Raw genomic sequence first — 16,811 nt, forward strand, 5'->3', positions numbered from 1 at the left:
CCACGCGCGCGTGCGGCCCGGAAACGGGCTCCACGCGCGCGTGCTCGTTTCAGAGCCCTCTCCGGGATCCGGGGCTCAGTCCGCGAACGCGTCGCACACCGCGTCGTACTCCCGCGTCCACCACACCGCGAGCGCCGAGGCCGCCGGGAACTGGGGGTCCGCGCGGGTGTCGCCGCGCTCGTAGTGCCAGCGCAGCATCCAGAAGTCGTTGAGGCGCTCCCACCACACCCGGTGCACGGCCGCGGCGAGTTCGGAGGGCGTGGCGCCGGCCGCACGCCGGTACGCGCGCGCGTACGCCCGTACCTTCGGCAGGTCGAGGGCCCCCGCGGGCCGTACGAAGAAGATCGCGGCGGCGCGTACGGCCTCCTCGGCGCGGGGCTTCACGCCGAGCCGGTCCCAGTCGACGATCGCGGCGGGGGCGTCCCCCTTGTAGAGCAGGTTGAACGGGTGGAAGTCGCCGTGCACCCAGCCCACCGAACCGCCGCGCGGCGGACGCCGGTCGGCGTGCTGCTCCAGGAGCGCGCGCCGCTCCAGGAGCCGATGGCGGGCCAGTTCGTCGAAGGAGTCGGCGGGGCGGTGGCGGCGTACGTGGGCGAGCAGGTCGTCGATGAGGGCGAAGGTGTCGGCCGCCTTGGCCGTCTCGGGCGGCTCCCCGGACTCCACCGGTTCCGTGCGCGCCCGCGCGTGCCTGTGCATCACGCGCTCCAGGCTCGCGTGGACGACCCCCAGCAGCGCTCCGAGCCGTTCGCACTGGGCGGGGGTGAGCTGGCCGCCGTGGCGGTGCCGGCCGTCGATCCAGGGGTGCAGGGCGTAGGCGTGCCCGCCGACGACGGCGACCGTGCGTCCGTCTCGGCCGGTCAGCGGGGGTGCGACCGGGACGCCCAGGTCGGCCAGGGACTGGGTCGCCCGGTGCTGGCGGGCGATCGCGGCGGGGGCGGCGGTCTCGGGGTCGAAGTGGTGCTTGAGGAAGTAGCGGCCGCGGGTCGTACAGAGCCGGTAGCCGCGGTTGAGCAGCCCCTGGTCGACGGGCTCGCAGGTGAGCGCGGACCCGGCGGCGTACTGGCTGAGGAGGGCGCCCAGCGGGGGCGCGTGGGGCAGCAGGGGTGGTACACAAGAGCGCGGCACGCTGCCCGATGCTAGGGCACGATCAAGGCCCCTGAGCTGCGGGTTGTCACAGACAGTCGCTTTCGATCACGGGATGTGCCGGAAGTGGCTTTCCAGGCCGGGCCGGGGCGTAACCCAGGTTGTCGGAGCCGTACGTCGAGGACCGCGACGTCGGGCCGGGTGGCCGGAATCCGTACCAGCGCGGCGGCGGCCGCACCCGCCTCGCCGGCCACCTCGAGGTCCGTCTCGGCGGACAGCGGCTCGTGGGGACCGCGTCGGACGACCTCATGGCCGTCGAGGGGACATACCGTGATTTTTCCTTCTTCGCGCACGCAGGCGGTGTCACACGCGTGCGCGAGGCCCGCTTCGGGGAGACTCTTCCCGTGACCTGGGTCACCGAGATAACGTGCCGTTGTTCCGGCCCCCTGCAAGGCTGTGACCAGGGATGGTGCCCGATTTCTCGGTTTACTTGGAAATCCAAGCAAAATCGCAGGTCAGAAGGGGTTTCACAGAAATGTGGAGCACTGGGTAACGTGCCTGTTGCAGGGCGCTCGCCGGGGCACCTGTCACGCCTGTTCCCGAACGAGCCGCACCCACCCCGTGCGTCCGGAGGGCCCAGGTGAGCCGCACTGGCGCCCGGCGAACCCGGGTAGCCGGACCGACGGAGGAGCACACGTGACCGTGGAGAGCACTGCCGCGCGCACACCGCGACGCAGCGCAGGTACGACCGGTGCGAAGAGCACGGCCGGCAAGCGCTCGACCGCAAAGAAATCGCCAAGTGGTGAGCCCGAACTCGTCCAGCTGCTGACGCCCGAGGGCAAGCGCGTCAAGAGCGCCGAGTACGACAGGTTCGTCGCCGCCATCACCCCCGACGAACTTCGCGGTCTGTACCGCGACATGGTGCTCACCCGCCGCTTCGACGCCGAGGCCACCTCCCTGCAGCGGCAGGGCGAGCTGGGCCTGTGGGCGTCGCTGCTCGGCCAGGAGGCAGCCCAGATCGGCTCCGGCCGGGCCCTGCGCGACGACGACTACGTCTTCCCCACCTACCGCGAGCACGGCGTCGCCTGGTGCCGCGGAGTGGACCCGTCCAACCTGCTCGGCATGTTCCGCGGCGTGAACAACGGCGGCTGGGACCCGAACAGCAACAACTTCCACCTCTACACGATCGTCATCGGCTCCCAGACCCTGCACGCCACCGGCTACGCGATGGGCGTGGCCAAGGACGGCGCAGACTCGGCGGTCATCGCCTACTTCGGCGACGGCGCCTCCAGCCAGGGGGACGTCGCGGAGTCCTTCACCTTCTCCGCGGTCTACAACGCCCCCGTGGTCTTCTTCTGCCAGAACAACCAGTGGGCGATCTCCGAGCCCACCGAGAAGCAGACCCGCGTCCCGCTCTACCAGCGCGCCCAGGGCTACGGCTTCCCGGGCGTCCGCGTCGACGGCAACGACGTACTGGCGTGCCTGGCCGTCACCAAGTGGGCGCTGGAGCGCGCCCGCGGCGGCGAGGGCCCGACGCTGGTCGAGGCATACACGTACCGCATGGGCGCCCACACCACCTCCGACGACCCCACCCGCTACCGCCACGACGACGAGCGGGCCGCCTGGGAGGCGAAGGACCCGATCCTGCGCCTTCGCCGCTTCCTCGAAGCCTCAAACCACGCGGACGAGGGATTCTTCGCGGAACTCGAGGCCGAGAGCGAGGCGTTGGGCAGGCGAGTGCGCGAAGCGGTCCGTGCCATGCCGGACCCGGACCACTTCGCCCTGTTCGAGCACGCGTACGCGGACGGGCATGCGCTGGTGGACGAGGAGCGGGCGCAGTTCGCCGCCTACCAGGCGTCGTTCGCCGAGGCAGAGGGGGACAACTGAGATGGCCGAGACGATGACTTCCACGACCTCCACGCCGGTCAAGAGCATGGCGCTGGCGAAGGCGATCAACGAATCGCTGCGCACGGCCCTGGACACGGACCCCAAGGTCCTGATCATGGGCGAGGACGTCGGCAAGCTCGGCGGCGTCTTCCGCGTCACGGACGGCCTGCAGAAGGACTTCGGCGAGAGCCGGGTCATCGACACCCCCCTCGCCGAGTCCGGCATCGTCGGCACCGCGATCGGCCTCGCCCTGCGCGGCTACCGCCCGGTGGTGGAGATCCAGTTCGACGGCTTCGTCTTCCCGGCGTACGACCAGATCGTCACGCAGCTCGCGAAGATGCACGCGCGCTCGCTGGGCAAGGTCAAGATGCCGGTCGTCGTCCGCATCCCGTACGGCGGCGGCATCGGCGCGGTGGAGCACCACTCGGAGTCCCCGGAGGCGCTGTTCGCGCATGTGGCGGGCCTGAAGGTGGTCTCCCCGTCGAACCCGTCGGACGCCTACTGGATGATGCAGCAGGCGATCCAGAGCGACGACCCGGTGATCTTCTTCGAGCCCAAGCGCCGCTACTGGGACAAGGGCGAGGTGAACACGGAGGCGATCCCCGGTCCGCTGCACAAGGCCCAGGTCGTCCGTGAGGGCACGGACCTCACCCTCGCCGCCTACGGTCCCATGGTGAAGCTCTGCAAGGAGGTCGCCGACGTGGCCGCCGAGGAGGGCAGGTCCCTGGAGATCCTGGACCTGCGTTCGGTGTCTCCCCTGGACTTCGACTCGATCCAGACCTCGGTGGAGAAGACCGGCCGCCTGGTGGTGGTCCACGAGGCACCGGTGTTCTTCGGCTCGGGCGCGGAGATCGCCGCCCGGATCACCGAGCGCTGCTTCTACCACCTGGAAGCCCCGGTGCTGCGGGTCGGCGGCTACCACGCCCCGTATCCGCCGGCCCGCCTGGAGGAGGAGTACCTGCCGGGCCTGGACCGGGTACTCGACGCCGTCGACCGTGCCCTGGCGTACTGAGGAGAGGGTCGTGACGACGATGACGGATGCGTCCGTACGCGAGTTCAAGATGCCGGACGTGGGCGAGGGGCTCACCGAGGCCGAGATCCTCAAGTGGTACGTCAAGCCGGGCGACACGGTGACCGACGGCCAGGTGGTGTGCGAGGTCGAGACGGCGAAGGCGGCGGTGGAACTGCCGATCCCCTATGACGGAGTCGTACGGGCACTGCATTTCGGCGAGGGCACCACGGTGGACGTGGGTACGTCGATCATCGCGGTGGACGTGTCGGGCGGCGGCGCGGCTCCCGCGGCGGCGTCGGCGCCCGCCCCGGTGGAAGCGAAGCCCGAAGAGCCGAAGTCGGCGGGCTCGGGCCGCCAGCCGGTCCTCGTCGGGTACGGCGTGGCGACCTCCTCCACCAAGCGCCGCCCCCGCAAGGGCCCGGAGATCCCCGCCCAGGAGGCCTCGACGGCGATCCAGGCGGAGCTGAACGGGCACGGTTCCGCCGCGCCGGCGAAGCAACGCCCCCTTGCCAAGCCCCCGGTGCGCAAGCTGGCGAAGGACCTGGGCGTCGATCTGGCGACGGTGGTCCCGTCCGGCCCGGACGGCATCATCACCCGGGAGGACGTGCACGCGGCGGCGGCACCGGCGCCCGAGCCGGTGACACAGGCACAGGCCCCGGTCGCGGAGCCCGCGCCCACCGTCCCCGCGGCCTCCGCTGTGCCGGTGGCCTCGTACGATGCCGCCCGTGAGACCCGCATCCCAGTGAAGGGCGTCCGCAAGGCCACGGCCGCGGCGATGATCGGCTCGGCCTTCACCGCCCCGCATGTCACGGAGTTCGTGACGGTGGACGTGACCCGGACCATGAAGCTGATCAAGGAGCTCAAGGAGGACAAGGAGTTCGCGGGCCTGCGCGTGAACCCCTTGCTGCTGATCGCCAAGGCCTTGCTGGTCGCGATCAGGCGCAACCCGGATGCCAACGCGTCTTGGGACGAGGCCAACCAGGAGATCGTGCTCAAGCACTACGTCAACCTGGGCATCGCGGCCGCGACCCCGCGCGGTCTGATCGTCCCGAACATCAAGGACGCCCACACCAAGACCCTGCCGCAGCTGGCGGAGTCCCTGGGCGACCTGGTGGCGACGGCGAGGGAGGGCAAGACGTCCCCCGCCGCCATGCAGGGCGGCACCGTGACCATCACCAACGTCGGCGTCTTCGGCGTCGACACGGGCACGCCGATCCTTCCCCCGGGGGAGTCCGCGATCCTCGCGGTCGGTGCGATCAGGCTCCAGCCGTGGGTTCACAAGGGCAAGGTGAAGCCCCGCCAGGTCACGACGCTGGCCCTGAGCTTCGACCACCGCCTGGTGGACGGAGAACTGGGCTCGAAGGTCCTCGCGGACGTGGCGGCGATCCTGGAGCAGCCGAAGCGGCTGATCACCTGGGCGTAGGAGAGCGGGGGCCGCGTACCCCGGACGGGATACGCGGCCCCCGCTTCACCACCCCCGATCGCCTCGATCGCCTCGGTCCACCCGATCCCCTCGCATCCAGTGCCCGCCCGTGCTCCAGCCGAGGAGCCGTCGGCCGTCGCCCTCGTCCGGCGAGCCGCCCTCCGCCACCTGGAGGAGCCCGGTGAGGGCGGGGGACAGTCGGGCTGTCACGTGGTCGGGGTGGCGGGCGGCTTCCTCGGTCAGCCAGGCCAGCGTGCGCGTCTGCTCCTCGGGAGTGCACAGGGACAGGTGGAAGAGCATCTGCCGCCACGCGTAGGCCGCGTCCTTGATCGTGCTCAGCGGCCGCGGATTGGCCTGCACCCGGGCGGTCAAGCGGCACACGGTGACGAAGCAGCGCCGGGCCAGGTCCTCCCAGCCCAGGGCCGGGCTGACACCGGCCCGGTGGACCAGCGCGGCCAGATTGTGCGTGGTGAGGATCTGCGCCTGCTCGATCACCATGCCGTTCTCGGCCACCGACCCGGACGCCGAACCGGAGAGGCCGGCCCGCTCCACGCACAGCTTCGCGAAGCCCGGGGACGTCCGGGCCCCGTACGACCGCGTCAGCGCCTGACCGGCCTCGAAGATCGCCAGGTTGCGGACGGCCCGGTAGTCGATGGCGTAGTACCGCTCGTAGAGCGTGCCGCCGCCGAGCAGTTCCGCGGCGACCCGGGCCGCGGTGAGGAACTTCGGGCTGAACGTGCCCATGAAGATGTCCGCGGCCAGCTCCTCCACCAGCGGCGCGCCGAGTTCGGCCTGGCGGGCCAGTACGCCGAGTTCGCGGACCAGCGGATTCGGCAGGACGGTACCGGGAAACGCCTGCACGGCCAGCTCGCCCAGCTGACGCAGGGCGGCGGCCGAGGCCTCACCCGCCTCGACGCCGGCACGCTGCGGGGCGATCGCCCGTACCCAGGGCAGCTCCTCCACCCGCACCTGCCGCTCCAGGTTGAGCAGCAGCAGCGAACGGCGGTTGCGGAACGCCCGGTAGTTCGCCGCCGCGAGCGTCCGCAGCGCCTCGTCCGGGTACGCCTGGGCGGTGGTCACGGCGACCAACTGCGGTACGAGTTCCGCGAGCACCTCGGCGGACGGCACGACACCGCGCTCCACGAGCGTGCCGATCGGCGCGCTCAGCGCTGCCTCGACGGTCTGCCGGACGCCCGCCGGTATCGCCGCCCCGGCAGGCAGCCCCGTCTCCCGCGCCTCCCGCCCGCCCACGGGAGCGACGAGTGGGGCGACCTCGGCGACCCCCGCCTCCTGCGGCAGACCGGAGAGGCGGCGAAGTACCAGCTGGGCCAGCGCGTGATGCGAGGGCAGCGCCGCCTGGGCCGCCTGCTCGCGGCGCAGCGAGGTGTGCCGCTCGGCGCCGGGCAGCCCACGCTTGCGCACCATGGACGCGACGGCGTGCCGCAGCAGCCCGAGCCGACGCGTGTCCAGCGGCCGTCCGGCGACCGTCTCCTCCAGCGCGCCCCGCAGAATCCCCAGGTTCTCCTTGGGGCTGCGGTGCTTGGCGCAGTACGTGTGGTCCGCCGCGAGCAGGCGGTAGCGGCGCAGCAGCTCCGCTCCCCGCTCGACCCACGCCGTGTCCGGTGTGCGGGTCAGCACCCTGCCGTCCTCGCCGTCCTCGGCCGTCTCCAGCCAGTGGACGAGCAGTTCGTCCCCGAACGGCTGCCAGACCGCAAGGGCCTCGCGTTGTGTCTCGACGGCCTTGTTGGGGCGGCGCCGGGCCAGGGTTCCGCCCGCATCGGCGACGGTCTTCCGGTGTACGGCCGTGGGGTCGGGCGCCGGCCGTCCGGCCGGGCGGGGCGTGAAGCGCAGCCGTCCCGCGAACGGCGCCAGTTCCACGACGAGTTCCAGAGCGGCGTCCACCTGCCCGGCACGCGTGAGCCAGGCCGCGGTGAGCAGCGCGGCCTCTTCCGGGACGGTCACCTCGTACCGCCCGCTGTCCAGCAGCGCGTACAGCTCCTCGAGTCCGTCGTCGGTGAGGGCGTGCGCGAACAGCGCGCCCCGGTCCTGGGCCACGCCCGCCCGGCGGGCTGCCTCGGTCTCGTACTCCTGAAGCGGTCCTCCGGCGCTCGCCGCTCCGGTGACGAAGCCGCCGCGGACGACCTCGGGAGTCACCCAGGCCGGCAACCCCTTCACCGGGGTACGCGATCCGACCTTCAGGAGCCCGTTGGCCATGCCCGCGAGGACGGCCCGCCACTGCCCCTGCCGCTTCTCCGCGCGGAGGCGGGTGTCGGCGTCCTGGTGCGTGAGCGCGGTCCGGAATGCCTTGGCCAACTGGGCCGACGGGTACGAAGAGCTTGCCGTCCCCGCGAAGTGCTGCTTGTCAGCGTCGTCCTTCATAAGCCGACGTGGCGGGTTCCGCCCCCGCGCCCTCCGGGTCCAGAGCCCGGTGCTCTCCTGCTGAGCTACACGCCGATGCCCCGACGCTAGACGCCGAACGGGTGCCCGTACAACTGGATTCGGGACGGGCACGCGGGGTGCCTGCCGTGATGGGCGATCAGGAGGAGACGTCGATGCGCAGCCGCACGTAGTCCGCGTCGGCGGGCCCGGGCCTGCGGTGGCCGTCCGGGTGCCAGCCGTGGTGGGCGTAGAAGGCGTGGGCCCGGCGGTTGCGCTCCCAGGCTTCGAGCACCTCCGTGTGCAGGGACGCCTCGCGCAGGAAACGGACGTAGGCGGCGTGGAGCCGGCCGCCGACGCCCTGGCCCCAGTAGTCGGGGCGGACATGGATCTGGTGCAGCTGTCCCACGGTCGTGGCGTCCAGGTCGGTGTCGAGCGGCGGGCCCATCGCCGCGACGCCCGCCAACTCCTCGCCCCGCATCGCGCACAGCACGCTTCGGGTGTCGTCCCGGACGGCGCGCTGCCAGACCGCCCGGCGTTGTGACCGGGCCTCGGCGGAGGTGAGTTCCGTGCCCGAGTAGCCGCCCGCGCGGTAGTACGCGGCGCGGGCCTCGGTGTGCAGGCCGGTGATGGCGTCCAGGTCGGTGGGGCGCGCGGGGCGGAGGACGATCCCGGGAGTGGTCACGGCCGACATGGTGAAGGGCCCTCCGCCGAAGGCGAGGGGCCCTTTACTCAAACGTGGTGGCCGGTTGACGAAGGTCTGGGTCAGCCGAGCCTGGCGAACGCGTAGTTCATGAGCTTCTTCGCGTCCGTCGCGCGCTGGGTGGCGCTGGTGGAGGCGAGGACCGTGCCGATGACCGTCTTGCCGTTGCGGGTGGCGGCGAAGACGAGGCAGTACTTGGCCTCGGTGCCGGAGCCGGTCTTGACTCCGATCGTGCCGCTGTAGCTGCCGAGGAGGGTGTTGGTGTTCGTCCACGCCGCCATGGTGCGGGTGCTGCCGGTCTTGGTGATCGTCTTGGCGGTGTACGACTTCGTCTTGACGATCGTGCGGAACGTGGTGCTCTTCATCGCGCTGCTGGCGAGCTTCGTCAGGTCCTTCGGCGTCGAGTAGTTGGCGCCGTTGCCGATGCCGTCGAACGAGTCGAAGTGCGTGTTCGTCAGGCCGAGGTTCTTGGCCTGGGTGTTCATCTTGCCGATGAACGACTTCACGCGCGCCGCACGCGTCGTGCCCGAGCCGAACTTGTCGGCGAGGGCGTACGCGGCGTCGCAGCCGGACGGCAGCATCAGCCCGTACAGCAGCTGACGGACGGTGACCTTGTCGCCGACGATCAGGCGGGCCGAGGAGGCGCCCTTCGACACGATGTAGTCGCTGTACGCCTTCTGGATCGTGACCTTGGCGTCGAGGTTGAGGTTCGACTGCGCGAGTACGACCTTGGCGGTCATGATCTTCGTGGTGGAGCCGGTGGAGCGCTTGGTGTTCGCGGCCTTGCCGTACAGCCCCGCGCTGTTCGCGTTGTTCATCACGTAGCCGCCCTTGGCGACGATCGTGGGCGCGGTGACGGCCTGCGCGGGTGCCGCGGTGAGGGCTCCGGACGCGAGCATGGCGCCTGCGGTCACGGTGACGGCGGCGGCTCGGCGGAAGCGGACAACCCGGAAGCCGTCCTTGATGCCGGTTATCAACTGAGATACCCCGATTGGTGTCGAATGCCCCTGAAAATGCGGCCGAGTTGAGGTGTGCGAAGAAGATGGGGCCGCAGGTGTGTGACTCGTAACTAGCACAGAAGGTTGTGCGGCCACTGGCGCGGGTTCCCGTTCTTTACCGGCGGACGGCGCTCCGGTTCGCCCGGCGTCCGGATGCTGGACGGTCGCCATCATGCGTACGTGTTGTATCTAAGCTGTGGGCATGAGCCTGGCCGTCAAGCACCCGCCCGCCGCCGACCGCGTGTATTCCCACGTCAAACAGGGTGTCCTGGACCGCCGTTACGAGGGCGGCACCCTGCTGACGGAGGGCGAGCTCGCCGAGGCCGTGGGAGTTTCCCGCACGCCGGTGCGCGAGGCGCTGCTGCGGCTGGAGGTGGAAGGGCTGATCAAGCTCTACCCGAAAAAGGGAGCGCTCGTCCTGCCGGTCTCCGCCCAGGAGATCAAGGACGTGGTCGAGACCCGGCTGCTGGTCGAGGAACACGCGGCGCGCAAGGCCGTACCGGCCTCCGCGGCACTCATCGAACGACTCGAGGAACTGCTGGCCCGGCAGAAGGAACAGGCCGCCGCCGGAGACCTCGCCGGGGCCGCCGTCACCGACCGCTGTTTCCACGCCGAGATCGTCCGCAGCGGCGGCAACGCCATCCTCTCCCGCCTCTACGACCAACTCCGCGACCGCCAGCTGCGCATGGGCGTCGCCGTCCTGCACTCCCACCCCGACCGCATCGCCAAGACCCTCGTCGAACACGAGGAGATCCTCGACGCCCTGCGCTCCGGGGACGCGGAGGCCGCCGTCGGCATCGTCCACCGGCACGTCGACTGGTTCTCCCACCTGGCGCGGGGGGAGGTCCGATGAGCTCGTCGTCGGTCACCCTGCCGGGTGACCCCCCGGGCGGACGGCGCGCCATGGCCGTCTGGGGCATCGGCGTCTCCGTCTACTTCGTCGCCGTCATCTTCCGTACGTCCCTCGGTGTCGCCGGCCTCGACGCCGCCGAACGCTTCCACGTGGGTGCCTCCGCGCTGTCGACCTTCTCGATCCTCCAGCTCCTCGTCTACGCGGGCATGCAGATCCCCGTCGGCCTGCTGGTGGACCGGCTCGGCACCAAGAAGGTGCTGGGCCTGGGAGTCGTCCTCTTCACGGCCGGACAACTCGGCTTCGCCTTCTCGCCGTCGTACGGCATGGCCCTCGCCTCACGCGCCCTGCTCGGCTGCGGTGACGCGATGACCTTCATCAGCGTGCTGCGGCTCGGCACCCGCTGGTTCCCGGCCCGGCGCGGCCCGATGGTCGCGCAGTTCGCCGGGCTGGCCGGCATGGCGGGCAACCTGGTCTCGACCCTCGTGCTGGCACGGCTGCTGCACGGCATCGGCTGGACGGCGGCCTTCGCGGGCAGCGCGCTCGCCGGTGTCGTGGTCTTCGTGCTGCTCCTGCTGTTCCTGAAGGACCACCCCAAGGGGCACGAGCCGGAGCCGTTCCCCCACCAGGGGGCGGCCTACGTACGGCGGCAGATCGCCGCGTCCTGGCGGGAGCCCGGCACCCGGCTCGGATTGTGGGTGCATTTCACGACCCAGTTCCCGGCGATGGTGTTCCTGCTGCTGTGGGGCATGCCGTTTCTCGTCGAGGCGCAGGGGCTGTCGCGGGCCGTCGCGGGGGAGCTGCTGACGCTCGTCGTGCTGTCCAACATGGTCGTCGGACTGGTGTACGGGCAGGTCGTCGCCCGGCATCACGAGGCGCGGCTGCCGCTCGCGCTGGGGACCGTGGGGGCGACGGCGCTGATCTGGGCCGTGACGCTGTCCTGGCCCGGCGAGCATGCGCCGATGTGGCTGCTGGTGGTGCTGTGTACGGTGCTCGGCGCCTGCGGCCCCGCCTCGATGCTCGGCTTCGACTTCGCCCGGCCGGCGAATCCGCCGGAGCGGCAGGGCACGGCGTCCGGGATCACGAACATGGGGGGCTTTGTCGCGTCGATGACCACCCTGTTCGCCATCGGGGTGTTGTTGGATGCGACCGGGGACGACTACGGGGTCGCGTTCTCTTCGGTGTTCGTGCTTCAGGCGGTGGGCGTCAGCCAGATTCTGCGGTTGCGGAAGCGGGCGGCGCGCAGGGAGCGGGAGCGGTTGGTCGCCAGTCGGGTGGAGACTGTGCACGTTCCTGCGTGAGGCCTGCCCACCCACCACCCGACTCGGTCCGGGACAAGGTCCCTACGGCGTCACCCTGAAGTTCCGCAGGATCGCCCCCGTCAGCGCGGGATCCCCCTCCGCCTTCACCCGGTCCGCGACCGCCTCCGGCGTCACACGGCCGCAGGCGAGGCGGACGTATGTCTCCCAGTCGAGGGTGAGCGTGGCGGCGGGGCCGAGCGCGGGGACCGTTTCGAGGGTGCCGCGGCCCTGGATGTCGATGCGGATCGTGCGCAGGAACTCGATGGGCCCGTGCACGTCGAAGACGATCGCCGAGCTGCGGGGAGCCTCGGCCTTGACCGCCACGATGTCGGGGAGCGCGGCGAGCAGCACGTCACGGGCGATGTGCGCGCCCGGGGAGTCGAGGTTGCCGGGACGGCCGAGGGCGGCGCGCAGGTCCTGCTCGTGCACCCACACGTTGAACGCGTGATCGCGCATGGCCTCTTCGAGGGTGACCTCGGTGCTGAGGTGGCCGCGCACCTTTTTGCCGGGGTCACGGGACTCGTTGCGCAGCTGGCGGTTGCGACGGATGATCACGTACTCCAGCTCGGAGGTCATCTCCGGCGCCGTGTGGTGACGGCGGACGTCGACCTGCATCTCCATGTAGCGCTGGTGCTCGTTGGTGACGTGGAACAGGTCGCGCGGCAGCGTGTGGATGGGGCGCGGATCGCCGAGCATCTCGCAGTCCAGGCCGATGACGTGGGAGACGATGTCACGGACGGACCAGCCGGGGCACGGCGTTCGTCGGTTCCACTCACCCTCCACGAGCGGCTGCACCAGCTCGGATATCGCTTCGATGGAGTGGGTCCAGGCGTCGGCGTAGGGCTGGAGAGTGGGATGCAGACTCACGGAACGGGACCCCTCGGCGGTCGGTACTCGGGCGGTTGCGGCGGCGTTGCCTGCGGGAGGTGGCTGTCAGCGGGTGTCTTGGGACGCTAAGTTACGCTGCTGTGAGGCACGCTGGCAGTGCTTTCGTGTGACGATCGTAGGCCCGTGTGAACGGCTCGAATGCCAGGACGGTGGTAGTGTGCGCGCCTCTTTGATCCAGATCGCCGTGGACGAGGGCGAATTGGTCGACTCACGTCGGCAGCGCGTGGCATCACTGGTAGGCGATCAGGCCGGCGCGGACCTGGTCGTACTGCCCGAGTTGTGGACCACCGGCGCGTTCGCGTTCGAGCAGTTCGGGCGCGAGGCCGAGCCGCTTCAGGGGCCGACGTACGAGGCCATGGCGAAGGCGGCGAGCGACACGGGCGTGTGGCTGCACGCCGGTTCGATTCCGGAGCGCGCCCCGGACGGGACCCTCTACAACACCTCCCTCGTCTTCTCTCCTTCCGGCGATCTGGCGGCCTCCTACCGCAAGATCCACCGCTTCGGCTTCGACAAGGGCGAGGCCGTGCTGATGGGCGCGGGTGCGGACCTGGTGACGGTGCGCCTGCCGGACACGACCGTCGGCATGGCGACCTGCTACGATCTCCGTTTCCCCGAACTCTTCCGCGGTCTCGTCGACGCCGGTGCCGAGACCCTGGTCGTCCCGGCGGGCTGGCCGGAGCGCCGCCGGGCGCACTGGACGCTGCTGGCTCAGGCGCGGGCGGTGGAGAACCAGGCGTTCGTGCTCGCGTGTGGAACGGCCGGGACGCACGCCGGAGTTCCGCAGGCCGGTCACTCGATCGTGGTCGGTCCGTGGGGTGAGGTGCTGGGGGAGGCCGGGGCCGACGAGGAGGTCCTCACGGTGGAGTTCGACCCCGGGAAGGTCGCGACGACCCGCGAGCAGTTCCCGGCGCTGAAGGACCGGGTGTTGGGGGTGGCTGCGCCGCGTCGGTGAGGGTGGGCAGTGGTCTGGACGAACAGCCTCGTCCTCAAGCGCCGGACGGGCTGAGTGAGGCGTCAGTCCCCCCGCTCCTTCTCCCCCAGGTGGATCACGCAGACCGCCACGGCGATCAGCAGCGCCGGGTCGGCGTCCTCGCGGACGATGTCGACTCCGTACGTCTCCCGGACATGGAGCCAGCGGCGGGAGACGAAGGCGAGTAGTTCTCCGTCGTACTCGATGGCGAACTCGCGGTCGAGGATCTTGCCGCTGACGTCGAGTTCGGTGCTGCCGTCCGCCAGGGCCACCCGGTAGTGGTTGCGGAGCAGTGACAGCCGCTTGCGGCGGATCGTGGCGAGCGGTTCGCCCTCCCGTTCGATCACCATCGTGTCGCGCAGGGCGAACATCTTCTGGCGGATGTCGATCAGGACGCGCCCCTGGGTGTCCTTCAGCTCGAAGGTGTCCCGCAGCCGCATCGCCTTGCCGTCGACGAGGAACACCTTGTTGCCGCGGTCGTCCTCGATCCAGTAGTCGTCACCGATGCCGAGGAGCCGGTCGCGTACGAGGAATCTCATACCGTCCTCATACCCGCACCGCGTCTCCTGCGGCCGGTCCGAAACGCCGTCGGTAGGCCGACGGGCTGAGTCCGGTCTCGCGCCGCACGCGCGCGCGTAGGTTCGCGGCCGTCCCCAGCCCGCTCCGTTCCGCCACCACGTCCAGCCGCTCCTCCCCGCGCTCGATCAGCCGGCAGGCGAGCGCCACCCGCTCCCCCGTCAGCCACGCCAGCGGCGTCGTCCCGAGCTGTGCGCGGAAGCGCCGGTGCAGGGTCGCCGGCGAGACCGCCGCCCGGGCCGCCAGGTCCGCCACCGTCAGCGGCTCCCCCAGCCGTTCCTGCCCCCATGCGAGGAGTGGACCGAGCGACTCGTCCGGCACGGCCGGCACCGGCCGCTCCACGAACTGTCGCTGCCCGCCGTCCCGGTGGGCGGCGAAGACGAGCCGCCGGGACACCGCGTTGGAGATCTCGGCGCCGTGGTCGCGGCGCCAGACATGCAGCCCGAGATCGAGCGCGGCGGCGCTGCCCGCGGCCGTGAGGATGTCGCCCTCGTCCACGAGGAGCACGTCCGGCTCCAGCAGGACTTTCGGGTGCAGGTCCCGAAAGGAGTCCGCCCACAGCCAGTGCGTCGTGGCCCGCCGCCCGTCCAACAGACCGGCCTCGGCGAGCGCGAAGCTGCCGGTGCACAGGCTGATGACGCGGGCTCCACGCGCGTGCGTGCGGCCGATCGCGTCGAGTACGGCGGCGCCGCGCGGCACGACGTTGTCCGGGCACCCGGGCACGACGAGCGTGTCGCGTCGTCCACGGCGTCCAGGCCGGGCACCCGGGTCAGCGTGAAGAAGCCGTGGTTCATCCGCACCTCGGGCGCGGGCGCGCACAACGTCACCTCGTACGGCGGGTGCTCCAACCCCAGTTCGGGCCGCGGCAGCCCGAAGAGCTCGGTGGCCACACCGACCTCGAAGGGGTTGGGAACTGTTGGGGTCTGACTGAGCATGAGTGTGTTCTGGCGTGTGTGAGTGAGTGCTGAGGCTCCCGGTCGGCGGCTGGGTGGTGCTGTCCCGGGATGGGAATCAGAGTTTGCCTGTCGAATGTGTGACCTTTTCGGGTGGTGCTCGTTGGGTGTGATGACCGGTTTTCGAGGGGCTGTATGGGGGGGTGTGGGGTGGGCGGGTTGCGGGAGCTTGCGACGTCGTTCGTCGTGCCCGGTCCCACGGGTGTGGCGGTCCGTACCCGGTTGAAGCAGCTCGCGCCCGCCGATGAGAAGGTCCTCGCGCTGGTGGGCGCGCACCTCGGCTCGCTCGCCTCCGGTGATCTGAGGGCGCGGTGCGCGGATGGTCTGGAGCACTCCGCGGAAACGTGGGCTGCCCGTAAGCGGGGCCTGACGCCGGTGTCGTCGTCCCGCTGGGCCGGGTCGATCACCAAAGCCAGCCACGACCAGTGGGCGCTCGCCCGCCGTGGCCAACTCGCCCACATCCAGTCCCTGGAGGCGGGGATCCGTACGATCGCGCACCGGCTGTCGCTGCCGGTCGGCGCGAAAGGCTCGAAGAAGGCGCCGGGCGGCTACCGCAGCACACAGGAGTGGCACGCCAAAGCCCGCCGCCTGCACGCGCTGGAAGACCGCCTGGAGCGCGAACGCGCCGACCGCGAGGCCGGGACCGTGCACGTCGTACGGGGCGGCAAGGGTTTGGCCCGCACCCGGCACCAGCTGCCCGCCGCGCAGCTCACCGAGACCCAGTGGCGCGAGCGGTGGGAAGCATCACGCTGGTTCCTGCAGGCGGACGGCGAGTCCGGCAAGCGGTACGGCAACGAGACCCTCCGCATCGCTCCGGACGGCGAGGTCAGCATCAAGCTCCCGGCCCCGCTCGCCGAGCTGGCCAACGCCCCACACGGCCGGTACGTCATGGCCTGCCAGGTCGCCTTCCCGCACCGGGGCCCTGAGTGGGCGGACCGGGTGGCGGCGAACCGGGCGGTGGCTTACCGCATCCACTGGGACGTGGCCCGTGGCCGCTGGTACCTCACCGGTCCTGGCAGATCCCGGTGTCGAAGACCATCCCGCTGGCCGCCGCCCTCGCGCACGGTGTGATCGGCGCCGACATGAACGCCGATCACCTCGCCGCCTGGCGCCTCGACACCCACGGCAACCCGATCGGGAACCCGCGCCGGTTCCTCTTCGACCTCTCCGGCACCGCCCAGCACCGCGACGCCCAGGTCCGCCACGCCCTCACCCGGCTGCTGCACTGGGCCAAGGCCTGCGGGGTGAAGGCCATCGCGGTCGAGGACCTGGACTTCGGCGCGGAGAAGACCCGCGAGAAACACGGCCGCAAACGCCGGTTCAGGCAGCTCATCTCCGGCATGCCCACCGGCAGACTCCGCGCCCGCCTGACCTCCATGGCCGACCAGACCAGCATCGCCATCATCGCCGTGGACCCGGCCTACACCTCGAAATGGGGCGCCCAGCACTGGCAAAAGCCCCTCACTCACGGCAACAGGAAGACCACTCGCCAAGACACTGCCGCCGTGGCGATCGGACGGCGCGCCCAAGGGCACCCGATCCGGCGACGGACGACACCGCCCCCACACGACCGGAGCGATCGTGTGGGGCATCGGACCGTCCAGGCCAGATCGGGAACCCGTGGGCGTGAGGAAACCCGCCCCCGCATCCCCGGACCACGGACACGATCCGTGCCGCCGGACCGCGGAGCGAACGCGGGCAACCAGAACGCCCAACACCGCTCGGGGCGTTCGGCTGAGCATGAATCCTGGCAACAGGACTCACCCCCGCTCAGCCTTTAGGAACGGTTCG

Annotated in this window: 12 protein-coding genes, 1 tRNA gene and 3 pseudogenes; 7 read left to right on the top strand and 9 right to left on the bottom strand. The window is 70.9% G+C overall.

Going from position 1 to position 16,811, the window contains the following annotated elements:
* Positions 1-75 precede the first annotated feature (75 nt).
* Complete coding sequence (locus QFZ76_RS26640) at positions 76-1,098, bottom strand: phosphotransferase (protein WP_307680133.1); 1,023 nt, start codon at positions 1,096-1,098, stop codon at positions 76-78.
* 152 nt (positions 1,099-1,250) lie between these two features.
* Positions 1,251-1,436: pseudogene (locus QFZ76_RS26645) on the bottom strand (DNA-binding response regulator); the annotation flags it as partial.
* Positions 1,437-1,779: 343 nt separating this feature from the next.
* Here QFZ76_RS26645 and pdhA point away from each other — a divergent pair.
* The 3 genes from pdhA to QFZ76_RS26660 are packed head-to-tail and all read left to right on the top strand — an operon-like array spanning position 1,780 to position 5,405.
* The gene (gene pdhA / locus QFZ76_RS26650) at positions 1,780-2,970 is read left to right on the top strand and encodes a pyruvate dehydrogenase (acetyl-transferring) E1 component subunit alpha (protein ID WP_307676090.1); all 1,191 of its coding nucleotides are present in this window, start codon (positions 1,780-1,782) and stop codon (positions 2,968-2,970) included.
* 13 nt (positions 2,971-2,983) lie between these two features.
* Complete coding sequence (locus QFZ76_RS26655; protein ID WP_373464353.1) at positions 2,984-3,982, top strand: alpha-ketoacid dehydrogenase subunit beta; 999 nt, start codon at positions 2,984-2,986, stop codon at positions 3,980-3,982.
* 10 nt (positions 3,983-3,992) lie between these two features.
* On the top strand, positions 3,993-5,405 hold the full coding sequence (locus tag QFZ76_RS26660; RefSeq protein WP_307676092.1) for a dihydrolipoamide acetyltransferase family protein: 1,413 nt from the start codon (positions 3,993-3,995) through the stop codon (positions 5,403-5,405).
* A 45-nt stretch (positions 5,406-5,450) separates the two neighbouring features.
* On the opposite strand, the gene QFZ76_RS26665 is transcribed toward QFZ76_RS26660, so the two are convergent.
* From QFZ76_RS26665 to QFZ76_RS26680, 4 genes are all read right to left on the bottom strand, one after another.
* Positions 5,451-7,784: a hypothetical protein gene (locus QFZ76_RS26665; RefSeq protein ID WP_307676093.1), complete on the bottom strand. Its 2,334-nt coding sequence runs from the start codon at positions 7,782-7,784 to the stop codon at positions 5,451-5,453.
* A 3-nt stretch (positions 7,785-7,787) separates the two neighbouring features.
* Positions 7,788-7,859, bottom strand: a tRNA-Gln gene (locus QFZ76_RS26670).
* Between the two features lie 82 nt (positions 7,860-7,941).
* Positions 7,942-8,475: an N-acetyltransferase family protein gene (locus QFZ76_RS26675; protein WP_373464354.1), complete on the bottom strand. Its 534-nt coding sequence runs from the start codon at positions 8,473-8,475 to the stop codon at positions 7,942-7,944.
* 71 nt (positions 8,476-8,546) lie between these two features.
* Positions 8,547-9,383, bottom strand: a complete 837-nt coding sequence (locus QFZ76_RS26680; protein ID WP_373464538.1) for a D-alanyl-D-alanine carboxypeptidase family protein — start codon at positions 9,381-9,383, stop codon at positions 8,547-8,549.
* A gap of 301 nt (positions 9,384-9,684) precedes the next feature.
* Here QFZ76_RS26680 and QFZ76_RS26685 point away from each other — a divergent pair, with 301 nt between their 5' ends.
* A complete protein-coding gene (locus QFZ76_RS26685; protein ID WP_307676096.1) occupies positions 9,685-10,335 on the top strand; it encodes a GntR family transcriptional regulator in 651 nt (216 codons plus the stop codon).
* The gene (locus QFZ76_RS26690) at positions 10,332-11,633 is read left to right on the top strand and encodes a nitrate/nitrite transporter (protein WP_307676097.1); all 1,302 of its coding nucleotides are present in this window, start codon (positions 10,332-10,334) and stop codon (positions 11,631-11,633) included. Before QFZ76_RS26685 ends, QFZ76_RS26690 begins: the two co-directional genes overlap by 4 nt.
* Before the next feature lie 42 nt (positions 11,634-11,675).
* Here QFZ76_RS26690 and QFZ76_RS26695 read toward each other — a convergent pair whose 3' ends face one another.
* Positions 11,676-12,500 carry a maleylpyruvate isomerase family mycothiol-dependent enzyme gene (locus QFZ76_RS26695; protein ID WP_266436530.1) on the bottom strand — a complete coding sequence of 275 codons (825 nt, stop codon included), beginning with the start codon at positions 12,498-12,500 and terminating at the stop codon, positions 11,676-11,678.
* Positions 12,501-12,678: 178 nt separating this feature from the next.
* Between QFZ76_RS26695 and QFZ76_RS26700 the strand changes: the two genes are divergently transcribed.
* Positions 12,679-13,473, top strand: a complete 795-nt coding sequence (locus tag QFZ76_RS26700; protein WP_307676098.1) for a carbon-nitrogen family hydrolase — start codon at positions 12,679-12,681, stop codon at positions 13,471-13,473.
* A gap of 62 nt (positions 13,474-13,535) precedes the next feature.
* On the opposite strand, the gene QFZ76_RS26705 is transcribed toward QFZ76_RS26700, so the two are convergent.
* Positions 13,536-14,030, bottom strand: a complete 495-nt coding sequence (locus QFZ76_RS26705) for an LURP-one-related/scramblase family protein (protein WP_307676099.1) — start codon at positions 14,028-14,030, stop codon at positions 13,536-13,538.
* A 7-nt stretch (positions 14,031-14,037) separates the two neighbouring features.
* Positions 14,038-15,002: pseudogene (locus QFZ76_RS26710) on the bottom strand (helix-turn-helix domain-containing protein).
* A gap of 168 nt (positions 15,003-15,170) precedes the next feature.
* On the opposite strand from QFZ76_RS26710, the pseudogene QFZ76_RS26715 reads away from it, so the two are divergent.
* A pseudogene (locus tag QFZ76_RS26715) lies at positions 15,171-16,801 on the top strand (IS200/IS605 family accessory protein TnpB-related protein).
* The last annotated feature ends 10 nt before the right edge of the window (positions 16,802-16,811 follow it).

The sequence above is a fragment of the Streptomyces sp. V4I2 genome, assembly GCF_030817655.1.
GTDB lineage: Bacteria > Actinomycetota > Actinomycetes > Streptomycetales > Streptomycetaceae > Streptomyces > Streptomyces plumbiresistens.

Coding starts and splice junctions, on each gene's coding strand:
- QFZ76_RS26705 (WP_307676099.1), bottom strand. CDS start 14,030: ATGAGATTCCTCGTACGCGACCGGCTCCTCGGCATCGGTGACGACTAC.
- QFZ76_RS26655 (WP_373464353.1), top strand. CDS start 2,984: ATGACTTCCACGACCTCCACGCCGGTCAAGAGCATGGCGCTGGCGAAG.
- QFZ76_RS26675 (WP_373464354.1), bottom strand. CDS start 8,475: ATGTCGGCCGTGACCACTCCCGGGATCGTCCTCCGCCCCGCGCGCCCC.
- QFZ76_RS26690 (WP_307676097.1), top strand. CDS start 10,332: ATGAGCTCGTCGTCGGTCACCCTGCCGGGTGACCCCCCGGGCGGACGG.
- QFZ76_RS26685 (WP_307676096.1), top strand. CDS start 9,685: ATGAGCCTGGCCGTCAAGCACCCGCCCGCCGCCGACCGCGTGTATTCC.
- QFZ76_RS26665 (WP_307676093.1), bottom strand. CDS start 7,784: ATGAAGGACGACGCTGACAAGCAGCACTTCGCGGGGACGGCAAGCTCT.
- QFZ76_RS26680 (WP_373464538.1), bottom strand. CDS start 9,383: ATGCTCGCGTCCGGAGCCCTCACCGCGGCACCCGCGCAGGCCGTCACC.